Annotated in this window: 9 protein-coding genes; 7 read left to right on the top strand and 2 right to left on the bottom strand. The window is 31.7% G+C overall.

The window, feature by feature from the left end; all coding sequences use genetic code 11:
* Positions 1 to 95: 95 nt before the first annotated feature.
* Positions 96 to 1,751: a peptide ABC transporter substrate-binding protein gene (locus CJ192_RS08755; protein WP_102198499.1), complete on the top strand. Its 1,656-nt coding sequence runs from the start codon at positions 96 to 98 to the stop codon at positions 1,749 to 1,751.
* Between the two features lie 139 nt (positions 1,752 to 1,890).
* Positions 1,891 to 3,285 (top strand): hypothetical protein, encoded by a 1,395-nt coding sequence (locus tag CJ192_RS08750; protein WP_102198498.1) that lies wholly within the window; start codon positions 1,891 to 1,893, stop codon positions 3,283 to 3,285.
* 32 nt (positions 3,286 to 3,317) lie between these two features.
* On the opposite strand, the gene CJ192_RS08745 is transcribed toward CJ192_RS08750, so the two are convergent.
* Both CJ192_RS08745 and CJ192_RS08740 read right to left on the bottom strand, forming a co-directional pair.
* Positions 3,318 to 4,793, bottom strand: a complete 1,476-nt coding sequence (locus CJ192_RS08745; protein ID WP_102198497.1) for an NAD(P)/FAD-dependent oxidoreductase — start codon at positions 4,791 to 4,793, stop codon at positions 3,318 to 3,320.
* Between the two features lie 40 nt (positions 4,794 to 4,833).
* Positions 4,834 to 5,550, bottom strand: coding sequence for an MIP/aquaporin family protein (locus tag CJ192_RS08740; protein ID WP_004817000.1), 717 nt, complete (start codon positions 5,548 to 5,550; stop codon positions 4,834 to 4,836).
* Positions 5,551 to 5,755: 205 nt separating this feature from the next.
* On the opposite strand from CJ192_RS08740, the gene CJ192_RS08735 reads away from it, so the two are divergent.
* The 5 genes from CJ192_RS08735 to CJ192_RS08715 all read left to right on the top strand — a co-directional run bounded on the left by CJ192_RS08735 (position 5,756) and on the right by CJ192_RS08715 (position 11,587).
* Positions 5,756 to 6,796, top strand: a complete 1,041-nt coding sequence (locus CJ192_RS08735) for a M42 family metallopeptidase (RefSeq protein ID WP_102198496.1) — start codon at positions 5,756 to 5,758, stop codon at positions 6,794 to 6,796.
* Between the two features lie 87 nt (positions 6,797 to 6,883).
* Positions 6,884 to 7,948, top strand: coding sequence for a BMP family lipoprotein (locus CJ192_RS08730; RefSeq protein WP_004816897.1), 1,065 nt, complete (start codon positions 6,884 to 6,886; stop codon positions 7,946 to 7,948).
* 100 nt (positions 7,949 to 8,048) lie between these two features.
* Positions 8,049 to 9,572 (top strand): ABC transporter ATP-binding protein, encoded by a 1,524-nt coding sequence (locus CJ192_RS08725; protein ID WP_102198495.1) that lies wholly within the window; start codon positions 8,049 to 8,051, stop codon positions 9,570 to 9,572.
* Positions 9,565 to 10,659, top strand: coding sequence for an ABC transporter permease (locus CJ192_RS08720; RefSeq protein ID WP_102198494.1), 1,095 nt, complete (start codon positions 9,565 to 9,567; stop codon positions 10,657 to 10,659). The genes CJ192_RS08725 and CJ192_RS08720 overlap by 8 nt, the downstream gene beginning before the upstream one ends.
* A complete protein-coding gene (locus CJ192_RS08715; RefSeq protein WP_102198493.1) occupies positions 10,652 to 11,587 on the top strand; it encodes an ABC transporter permease in 936 nt (311 codons plus the stop codon). Before CJ192_RS08720 ends, CJ192_RS08715 begins: the two co-directional genes overlap by 8 nt.
* Positions 11,588 to 11,838: the final 251 nt, after the last annotated feature.

Genomic DNA, 11,838 nt, shown 5'->3' with positions numbered 1-11,838 from the left:
TCTATCTATACAATTATTATCCCATAAGAAAGTGGGATTGAGAACAAAATGTAGTATTTATTACTACAACTATAATATACGAGGAGGTATAAAAAATGAAAATTAAAACAAAATTGTTAGTAGCAGTGCTGAGCTTGTCAATGCTTGTTTCTGGATGTGGAGGAAATAATGCAAAAAATAATGATGCAAGTAATTCTTCAGCTGTCAATCAAGAAGAAGGAAAAAAAGATGGAGTATTGGATATAAATATTGCATCAGAACCTGAAACTATAGATCCACAATTAAACACAGCATCAGATGGGTCAATAATGATCTCTCACATGTTTGAATCCCTATTAAGATGGGATGATGATGGAAAAGGAAATGCTGTTTTAAAACCAGGTATTGCTGAAAAATGGGATGTTTCAGAAGATGGACTAAAATGGACCTTTAAATTAAGAGATGCAAAATGGTCAGATGGAAAACCAGTAACAGCAAATGACTTTGTTTATGCTTGGAACAGACTTGTAGATCCAAAAACAGGGGCAGACTATGAATATATGCTTGATATGGTAAAAGGATATGAAGATAAAAAACTTGATATCTCTGCTCCAGATGATAAAACTTTTGTAGTAAATTTAAATGTAAAATGTCCATACTTTGAAGAAATTTGTGCTTTTCCTGCAGTTATGCCAGTTAGAAAAGATATTGTAGAAAAAAATGAAACTTGGACAAACTCTCCTGATACATATGTATCAAATGGACCATTTAAATTAGAAAAATGGGATCACAACCAAACTTTAACAATGGTTAAAAATCCAGAATATTACGATGCTGATTCAGTTAAGGCAGAAAAATTAGCCTTCCACTTACAAGATGACCAAAACGCAATCTATGCAGCTTATAGATCAGGAGATTTGGACTTTGTAAATTCAGCACCACAAGAAGAGATTAAAAAACTTTTAGATACAAAAGAATTAAAAACTTTACCATATGTAGGAACATATTATGTATGTTTTAATACAGAAAAGAAACCATTTGATGATCCAAAAGTTAGAAAAGCATTCTCACTTGTAATTGATAGAAACTTTATAGTTGATCAAGTTACAGGAAGAGGAGAAAAAGTTGCTAGTGGTTTTGTACCAGCAGGAGTTTATGATGAAAAAGGTGCTGAAGGCGATGACTTTAGAACAGTTGGTGGAGATTATTATTCTGTAAAATCTGAAGATTATGAAAAAAATATAAAAGAAGCTAAAAAACTTATGGAAGAAGCAGGCTTTAAAGACGGAGAAGGCTTCCCACAAATTGATTACCTATACAATACAGACGACAACCACAAGGCTATAGCAGAAGCCTTACAAAATATGTGGCAAGAAAATCTTGGCGTTAAAGTTAATCTTCAAAACCAAGACTGGAATGTATTCTTAAAAGAAAGAAAAGAAGGAAATTACAACATAGCAAGAAATGGATGGATAGCAGACTACAACGATCCAATGAGCTTTATTGATATGTGGTTAACAGGCGGCGGAAATAACGATGCCCAATACAAAAATCCAGAATATGATAAGTATGTAAAAGCTGCAAAAGCTACATCAGATCAAAAAGAAAGAATGGAAAATATGCACAAGGCTGAAGATATCTTGGTAAAAGATGATGCAGTTGTTGCACCAATTTATTTTTACGTAAATCCATACATGATCAAACCAAATATCAAAGGAATGTATTATACACCACTTGGATATTACTTCTTCAAATCAGCAACTGGATTCTAAAATAAATAATAGTAAGTAGGGAAAATTTACAAAAAGAATGCTAAAATTATTTGGCATTCTTTTTTTATAAAAAATATCATTTAATAAGGAAAAATGCTATAATAATAAAAAGGAAAACATTTTTATAAAGAGGTGAAATATGAAAAAAATTGTACCAGTAATTTTACTTGCTATAAGCCTAACATCATGTGGCAAAGTGAAAGATAATTCTAATGATTCAAATGTTAAAAGTAATTACATAAGCCAAGATGAGAAAGCTTCATCTAATGTAAAAAAAGAAGTTAAGAAAGATAAAAAATATGATGACTTATCCTTTATTGATTGCTACAAGGATATAATAGATTCAAAACTTCCTTATAGGATTGATGAATTTGGAGGAAATGCAAAAAAAACTTATTTAGATGAAATATCTTCAGATGGGGCCCTTTATTTTAATATAATTGACCACAAAGATTTTGATTATCCTCTTTTAATTTTATCTAAAAAATTAAATAAAAGTGGAATTTTCTCTATAGTTCAATATGTAGGAAGTGGAAATTATAGGACTTTTAATGATTTACAAATGGGCCAATCTATGGTAGTTTCAGATTACCTATACAAGGATAAGGATGGAAATTTATATATTTTCGATGATTCTATGAAACATATTATAGGAATAAACAAGGTTGATGATAGGCTTTTGGCAAATTATATTTACAAACCAGGCTCTAAGGGCTATGGTTCTTTGATGGTTGATAATTTTGATACAGATACAGGGGAAAATACACCTATAATCAACGAAAGATTTCCTAATGGGGCCGATGCCTTGGGTGCTATGATGATTGATCCTGAAAAAGAAGAAGAATTTAGCGATGAAGATTTTAATAAGTTTAAAGAAGGCTTAAAACCTATTGAAATGTTTGCTTTAAGTGAAGATGAATTTTATAAAAAAGCCAGAGAGTTTGGTTATAAAGATGAAAATGGCCAGGGTGAAAATAAAGATGATAAAAAAATAAAGCAAGTTAATAATGAAAATATAGAAGAGACTGACCAATATAAAAAATTAGATTCTTTCATAAGGGAGAATGTAGACTTATATGTAAATGAAGATGGAGGCGATTACGTATATATAGGAGATTATGATAATAATGGCAAGCTTGCAGCCTTTGTTCTTGGTAATAGTCAAAATGAGGGAGAAAAAATCTTATACTTTGTTGACGAAGATATGCAAATCAATAGGGTTCGAGAATTTGATAGTATGTATATTTGGGTTAAAAATAATAAATTGATGAAGGCTGGAGATGATCAATACCTATCCCTTGTTACCAATAATGGAGGTCCAAAAACTGACAGTTTCATTTTTTCTGTAAAAAATAACCAGGTATATGAGCCAGATATTTCTGGAAAAGTTATGGAATTTTATCAAGATGATGAGGATATGTTTGTAGATGAAACTAACAAACTTGGCGAAAATCCAAAAGGAAGCGTAAGACAGGGTGGAAAAGACCATTATAAATACAATCAAGATAATAGACAATTTGAAAAGCTAGATTAAAAAAATGCTAGGAGATTAATCCTAGCATCTTTTTATTTTTCTTCTAATTCTTTTATAAAGTCATTTATATCTTTTTTATTTATCCTAGAAATTCCAGAATGTTCTGAGTCAAATTTATTTGATTTTATTTTTTCTCCTGACTCATCTTCCATAACTTCTATAACCCTGTTTCTACAGAAATTTCCTTGGCAAAATCCCATTCCACACCTTGTACGTCTTTTCATTGCATCAAAGCTTAAGCAAGGAATACCCCTGTTCATGGCATCTCTTATAGTTTTTTCGCTAACTTGCTCACACCTACATACAAGTCTTTCAGGATTTCCTAATGGAAGGTCAACCTTATCTTTAACCTTATTAAAATCTTCAAGTTCTTTATATTCTATGATTGGCCTTCTATTTGGATTATAGGAAGGATCATCTTCTAATTTTAAATCTAAATCTCTTAAAATATTTTCAACAATTTTTGCAATTTCTGGGGAAGAAGTAATTCCTGGAGATTGGATTCCTACAACATTTATAAAGCCTGAAGTTTTTGTATTTTCAATTATAAAATCTCCAGTTGATGATGCAGGTCTTAGTCCTGCAAAAGAACGGATGAATTTTTTTAAATCAATTACATCATCTTTTACAGATTTTTTTCCTAGTTTATAAATTTCTGCAAGCCTTTCAATGTGGGTTCCAAGATCAATTTCTTCCTCATCAATGGCATCAGGGCCTAGAAGGAGGTTGTTGTGGTAGGTTCTTGTTACAAGAATTCCCTTTGATTTTGGAGATGGAGTTTGGAATAAAACTTGTTTTATTTTCTCTCCAGTTCCTTTTTGCATAAGTAAATACTCACCACTTCTTGGATGGATTGTAAAATCAGTTTCAGTAATCATACTTGAAACTTTTGCCCCGTTTAAACCTGAAGCATTTATTACAAATTTTCCCTCATAAACATTGTCATTTGAAGTTTTTACCTTAAAAATTTCTCCATCTTTTTTGATATCAACAACTTCACTTTGTAGTTTCAACTTAGCACCATTTTCAATGGCATTTTCTACAAGGGCTATTACATATTCATATGGTGAGCAAACACCAGCCCCCTTACAATATAAAGCTGCTATTGCATCATCGGATACATTCGGCTCTATTTCTCTTAATTTTTCTTGATCAATTATTTCTATATCATCAAGATCATTTTCAAGCCCCATCTTGTAGAGCTTTTCAAGTTCTTTTTTATCATCTTCGTTAAAAGCTAAAACCAAAGATCCATTTTCTAAAAATCCAAAGTTTAGCTCTTGGTTTAACTTATTAAATTCCACTCTTCCCTTATAACAAATTCTTCCCCTAAGCTCATCGTGGCTTTCAGCATAACCACCGTGAACTATGGCAGAATTTGCCTTGCTTGCGCCCATGGATACATCAAGTTCTTTTTCTAAAATTAAAATATTTAATTTATATCTAGAAAGTCTTCTTGCAATCGAAGCTCCACTTACACCAGCACCAATAATTATTACATCATACATTTTATTCTTCTCTTTCTTCTATTTTCTTTCTTAATAAGCACTAAAATATAAAATTATATACTAAAACAGCTATTATTCCACCAATTATAGGTCCAACAACTGGAATCCATGAATATCCCCAGTTAGGATCAACTTTGTTTTTAAAAGGTAAGATTGCATAAGCAATTCTTGGTCCCAAATCTCTTGCAGGGTTAATTGCATAACCTGTAAGTCCACCTAAACTCATACCTATAGATACTATTAGACCAAATACATATAATTTGTCAACGCCGCCCATTCCAGCGCCAGCTACATTACCAAATCCTAAGATTGCAAATACTAAAACGAAAGTTCCAATTATTTCTGATAAAAGATTTCTAAAAGTGTTTGGTATAGTTGGGGCTGTACAGAAAGTTGCCCTAACAGTTATAGGATCATCACTTGTTGCATCGTAATGGTCTTTAAATAAAATATAAACCAAAATTGCACCAACGAAAGCACCGAGCATTTGTCCAATAATGTAAGAAGGAACTGTATTCCATTCTATTCCACCATTAAATGCAAGAGCAATTGATAGGGCTGGATTAAAATGAGCACCTGTCAATGCACCAAAGATACAAGCTGGAATCATAACTGCAAGACCCCAAGCAAAAGTAATTTGAACAGGACCTGCACCTTTTTGTCCACTCTTGTTTAAAAGAACGTTTGCAACAACTCCGTCTCCTAATAAAATAAGTAACATTGTTCCGAAAAATTCACCTAGTATTATATCTCTCATAATATCCTCCTGTGATATACTAGTAAATATAAAAAAAGCAACAAAAATATAAATAATTGTTGCATGCTCTCTTTTATATTTAACTGTGAAAATGTTTACACTAATATTATAGCACAAAAATATCCTCTCTACAAATAAAATATTTTAAAATTTACAAACAAAATAATTTAACTTATAATTATATTATAAAAATAAAGGAGAAAAAATGGAAAAAGAAACAATTATTTCTTATATAAAAGACTTGTGCACTAGGCCATCACCAACAGGATTTACAAAAAAATGTGAAAAATATTTAATGGAAGAATTTAAAAAATTAGGATATAAACCCTACCAAAATAATAAGGGGAATGTCATAGTTCCTATTTATGAAAATGAAAATAATAAAAATGATGGACTTTTATTATCAGCCCACATAGATACTTTGGGCTTGATGGTAAGAAGTATAAAAGAAGAAGGCGGTCTTCAAGTTACAAATCTTGGTGGCTTTCCCCTAAATTATGGAGAATTTGAAAATGTAAAAATTTTTACAAGAGATGGTAAAGAATTTGAAGGAGTTTTTAGGTTAAATGAGCCTTCTGTTCATGGGTCAGATACTCCAAGAGTTTCAAAAAGAAATTTTGACGAAATGGAAGTTGTCTTGGATGAAATTGTTGAAAGCGACGAAGATGTAGAAAAACTTGGAATAGGAGCTGGAGATTTTGTAGCCTTTGATCCAAGATTTAGGTATTCAAATGGTTTTATAAAATCACGCCACCTTGATGATAAGGCTTCAAGTGGAGTTTTACTTGCCCTTGCCAAAGAAATAAAAAAAGAAAATTTTAAATTTAATAGAAATATCTATATGATGTTTACAACTTATGAAGAAGTAGGTCACGGTGCAAGCTCTGGCCATCCAGATGGAATAAAAGATATGATTGCAGTTGATATGGGAGTAGTTTACGATGATTTAAAAACAAATGATAGGATGGTTTCAATTTGTGCTAAAGATTCTTCAGGTCCTTATAATTTTGATTTAACAAATGATTTGATAAATACAGCAAAAAATATTGGCATAGATTTTGCCGTTGATATTTATCCATTTTATGGCTCAGATGCATCAGCCGCCATGACTTCGTTTTATGATTATAGGCATGCCCTAGTAGGTTGTGGAATTTCTGCATCTCACGGTTATGAAAGATGTCACGAAAAAGCCTTGATGGGACTTTTTTCTTTATTAAAAACTTATGTAGAAAAATACAAAAATTAATAAATTTTCACATCTAGACATATAAATAAAAATCATATAAAATAGACTTGTAGAGAAAAACTATTTCTTAAATTTTAAGGGGGAGAGATGAAAATCAAAAAAATTATGGCTGGAGCCCTAACTCTAGCACTATCACTAAGTATTACAGCTTGTGGATCAAAAAAAGATGCATCTAATGATGAATCAGGATCAAATGCAAAAAAAGCAGAAGTTTCTGCAACTATGGTTACTGACCAAGGTGGTATAAATGATAAATCATTTAACCAATCATCTTATGAAGGCTTAAAAGCTTACGAAAAAGATGGAAAAGTTAAATTTGATTACATTGAATCTCACAAAGACTCTGATTACCAACCAAACCTTGAATCAGCACTTGATAGTGAATCAGATATAATTTTTACAGTAGGATATGCGCTTTTTGATGCAACAAGCAAGGCTGCTAAAGAAAATCCTGACCAAAATTATGCGATAATTGATAATGCAAATCCTGATAAGGTTAAAAATCTTCTAGGAATCACCTTTGCAGATCACGAAAATTCATTCTTAGTTGGATATATAGCTGGTATGACAACAAAATCAAACAATGTAGGATTTGTTGGTGGAATGGAATCAGCAGTAATTGACAGATTTGAATATGGTTATAGGGCAGGAGTTAAAGAAGCTGCAAGAGAAAAAGGTCAAGACATAGAAGTTCAAGTACAATATGCAAACTCTTACGCTGACCAAGCAAAAGGAAAAAATATTGCCAACCAAATGTATCAAAAAGGTGCAGATGTAATCTTCCATGCAGCAGGTGGTACAGGAATAGGTGTATTTGAAGCAGCAAAAGAAAATAATAAATATGTAATTGGTGTTGACCGTGACCAAAAAGATGAAGCTCCAGATAATATCTTAGTTTCCACAATCAAGGGAGTTGGAAAAGCTGTCCAACTAACAATAGATGATTACAAAGATGGAAAATTCAAAGGTGGAGAAACAAAATCATATTCATTAAAAGACGGAGATGCCCTAGGAATAGCTTATGGTGACAATGATTTAGTAGATCAAAAAGTTAAAGATAAGGTTGAAGATTTGAGAAACCAAATAGTTGATGGAAAAATTAAAGTTCCACAAAATGAAAAAGAATTTAAATCAATGGGCTATGACAAATAGGTTAAGAAAATAGTAAATTTAAAAAAAGAGTAGGAAGATAAACTACTCTTTTTTTTAAAAGGTAAATGTTTAGAGTATTCTAAATTAATAGTGAGGTTATATGGATAAGTATTTAAATGAAAGCCCTATAGTTTCATTGAAAAATATTCATAAAAGTTTTGGAGACAAAAAAGTTTTGAAGGGGGTAGATTTTGACCTTCACAAATGTGAAGTCCATGCTCTACTTGGAGAAAATGGAGCCGGAAAAACTACTTTAATGAATATCTTATATGGAATGTTTGACCAATCTGACGGGGAAATTTATATAAAGGGCGAAAAAATAATAAATAATTCACCCAAAAAGGCAATAAGTTTGGGGATAGGTATGGTCCACCAACATTTTATGCTGGTGGAACCCTTTAGCGTAACTGAAAATATAATTTTAGGTTATGAAGGAAAAAAAGTTATTATTGATAGGAAAAAAGCAAGGGATGAAGTTGAAAAATTAAGTAAAGAATATGGACTTCTGATAGATCCTGATAGTAAGGTTTCAGATATTTCTGTAGGTCAACAACAAAGAGTTGAAATATTAAAAGCCCTTTATCACGGAGCAGATATTTTAATTTTTGATGAGCCGACAGCAGTTTTAACCCCTCAAGAAATAAACGAATTTATAGAAATAGTAAATAAATTAACTGAGCTTGGAAAATCAGTTATAATAATTACCCATAAACTAAAAGAAATAAAGGCTATGGCTGACACTTGCACAGTTATAAGAAGGGGAGAGTTTATTGATAAACTTGTAGTAAAGGATGTAAGTGAGGCTGAGCTTGCCGAAAAAATGGTAGGCCGTGATGTAAGTTTTAATGTTAAAAAAGAAAAAATAGAACTTGGAGATGAGATTTTTAAAATTGAAGATCTTTGGGTCAAAGATAATAGGGGAGTTGACAAGGTAAAAGGTCTTAACCTTTCCATTAAAAAGGGAGAAATTTTAGGAATTGCTGGAGTTGATGGAAATGGTCAAACAGAATTGATTGATGCCATTTCTGGAATGAGAAAATCTCAAAAAGGAAAAGTTACATTAAAAGGTGAGGATATAACAAATAAAAATCCTAGAAATATAATTGACCTCGGGATGAACCAAATTCCAGAAGATAGGCAAAAAAGAGGTCTTGTTTTGGAATATCCTATAAAGGATAATTTGATTTTAGAAAATTTGGAGAAAGATTTTTCAAAAAATGGAATTTTAGATTTCAAAAAAATAGAAGAAAATGCTAATTCTTTGATAGAAAAATTCGATATTAGACCAAATGATATGAATGAAAAAGCAGGAAGCCTTTCTGGTGGAAACCAACAAAAAGTTATTATTGCAAGAGAGATTACAAACAATCCCGATCTTTTGATAGCAGCCCAACCTACAAGGGGGCTTGATGTTGGGGCGATTGAATTTATCCACCAATATTTGGTTGAACTTAGAAACCAAGGAAAGGCAGTTTTGTTGGTAAGTTTCCAATTAGATGAAGTCATGGATTTATCCGATAGGATTTGTGTAATCTATGATGGAAAAATAGTGGGAGAGCTTGATCCAAAACAAACTGATGAATACGAGGTAGGAAGATTGATGGCAGGAGGAGATCATGAATAAGAAAAAATCATTTGCAAATTCAAAATTATTATTTACTCTTGTATCAATAATTTTGGGACTTTTAGTTGGGGCCCTTGTACTTTTTCTTGCAGGTTATAATCCAATCGAAGCCTATGGGAAATTAATAGAGGGAGTTTTTAAATCTCCAAGAAATATTGGCTGGGCCCTTGTAAATTCAACACCAATAATTCTTACAGGTCTTGGGGTATGCTTTGCCTTCCAAACAGGTCTTTTTAATATGGGAGCTGAGGGACAATTTATAATTGGAACAACAGTAGGATTTTTGCTAGGTTATTTATTAAATCTTCCTCCTATAATCCATGTTATTCTTACAATAATTATTGCAATCTTGGCAGGTTTTATTTATGGAGGACTTGCTGGATTTATAAAGGCGAAATTTGGAATTCATGAAGTTATTTCAACAATCATGCTTAACTGGGTAGCCTTTTATTTACAAAATTTTGTTGTTTATCGCTACCAAAAACCAAATTCTATGGGAACTTTTGATATAAAAGATTCAGCAAAAGTAACTCTTTTTACAAATGCTGGCCAAAGATTTGATGGATTTTTTGGGAAATTTTTTAGGGCACCAATTCATTTAGGAATAATTCTTGCAATTATTAGTGTTCTTATTATTTGGTTTATACTTGAAAAAACAAGTCTAGGTTATAAATTAAAGGCTGTAGGTTTAAATAGGGAAGCTAGTGAATATGGTGGAATTGATGCCAACAAAAAAATAGTCCAATCAATGGCAATTTCGGGAGCTTTGTGCTCACTTGCAGGTGTTACTCAAATTATGGGATACACTTATTCACTTCCACTTTTATCAGCTATGGAAAATTTTGGATTTGATGGACTTGCAGTTTCACTTTTAGCTTCAAACAATCCTATAGGATGTATTTTCTCTGGTTTATTTTTAGGATCTTTAAAATATGCCGGATCTAATTTACAAAGAACTATGGGAGTTCCAAGCGAATTAATTTCGATAATTATAGGAACAATAATTTTATTTACAGCTATTCCTTTAATATTTAAAATAATAAGGGCTAGGATAAATAAAAATAGAAAGGCAGGGAATAATGCTTAATTTGACAGTTTTAGGATTGATAATTGGAAATACACTTTCAAATGCTACACCAGTATTATTTACTGGCCTTGGTGGAATGATGAGTGAAAAATCAGGTGTTGTAAATATTGGACTTGAAGGAATGATGACAATCGGTGCTCTTGTTGCAGCAACGGTTGGTTATTATGTGGGAAATCCCTGGCTTGGATTTTTAGCAGGAGGCCTTGCAGGAATGTTTTTTGGTTTGATTCATGCTATAGTTTCAGTAACTTTTGCAGGAGACCAAACAATTTCTGGTATTGCTATAAATACCCTTGCCCCAGGTTTGGCACTTTTTTTGGCAAGATTATTTTTTGATGGGGCAACCCAAACTCCATCAATTCCTCTAGAAAATAAAATTCCAAGACTTTTTGATGGCTTAATTAAAAATCAAGGATTAAAAAATATTTTCTCCCAATATGCTACAGTTTATCTTGCCTTAATTTCTGTAATCTTACTTTATGTATTTTTGTATAAAACAAAATGGGGGCTAAGATTAATTGCAGTTGGGGAGCACCCAAAGGCAGCAGAAACTTTAGATATTTCTGTAAGAAAAATTAGGTATCTTGCAGTCATGTTTTCAGGATTTATGGGAGGACTTGGAGGAGCTTCTATGTCACTTGCAGTTGTAAGTGTATTTTCACCAACCCTAATTGCAGGACAAGGATATATTGCCCTTGTATGTGTAATATTTGGAAACTGGAAACCACAAGGAGTTTTGGTAGGATCATTATTTTTTGGTTTGACCCAAGCTATAGCAACCTATCTTACAGGAACATCCATTCATTTACCAATGGAATTTATTTCAATGATCCCATATATTTCAATTTTACTTTTCTTGATTTTATTTAATAAAAAATCAAAAGCACCAAAGGCAAGTGGTAAGCCTTATTTGACAGAAGATATATAAAAAAGAATATAAAAAATATAAATCCCATCTCAATCACAGAATAAAAAGAGGACTCATAGATGAAAATTAAGATAAAGTCAATAAATGAGATCTCTCCACAAGGTCGAGATGGGTTATTTTTGTTTTCCGTTAATTACTAAAGGATTTATTAATTTAATATTTTATTAAAATTCAATTTTTTAAAAATGAGTATAAAAAAAGCACCACTCGGTGCAATTTTAAAAGGGAAAATTTACGTATTACAACTAAAA

Source organism: Anaerococcus hydrogenalis, assembly GCF_002871895.1.
GTDB classification, from domain to species: domain Bacteria; phylum Bacillota; class Clostridia; order Tissierellales; family Peptoniphilaceae; genus Anaerococcus; species Anaerococcus hydrogenalis.
Note: the sequence above shows the minus strand (reverse complement) of the source record. Positions and strands in the feature narration are given on the sequence as shown.

Excerpts from the sequence above, each read along its gene's own strand:
- CJ192_RS08755 (WP_102198499.1), top strand. The coding sequence starts at position 96 with ATGAAAATTAAAACAAAATTGTTAGTAGCAGTGCTGAGCTTGTCAATG.
- CJ192_RS08750 (WP_102198498.1), top strand. The coding sequence starts at position 1,891 with ATGAAAAAAATTGTACCAGTAATTTTACTTGCTATAAGCCTAACATCA.
- CJ192_RS08745 (WP_102198497.1), bottom strand. The coding sequence starts at position 4,793 with ATGTATGATGTAATAATTATTGGTGCTGGTGTAAGTGGAGCTTCGATT.
- CJ192_RS08740 (WP_004817000.1), bottom strand. The coding sequence starts at position 5,550 with ATGAGAGATATAATACTAGGTGAATTTTTCGGAACAATGTTACTTATT.
- CJ192_RS08735 (WP_102198496.1), top strand. The coding sequence starts at position 5,756 with ATGGAAAAAGAAACAATTATTTCTTATATAAAAGACTTGTGCACTAGG.
- CJ192_RS08730 (WP_004816897.1), top strand. The coding sequence starts at position 6,884 with ATGAAAATCAAAAAAATTATGGCTGGAGCCCTAACTCTAGCACTATCA.
- CJ192_RS08725 (WP_102198495.1), top strand. The coding sequence starts at position 8,049 with ATGGATAAGTATTTAAATGAAAGCCCTATAGTTTCATTGAAAAATATT.
- CJ192_RS08720 (WP_102198494.1), top strand. The coding sequence starts at position 9,565 with ATGAATAAGAAAAAATCATTTGCAAATTCAAAATTATTATTTACTCTT.
- CJ192_RS08715 (WP_102198493.1), top strand. The coding sequence starts at position 10,652 with ATGCTTAATTTGACAGTTTTAGGATTGATAATTGGAAATACACTTTCA.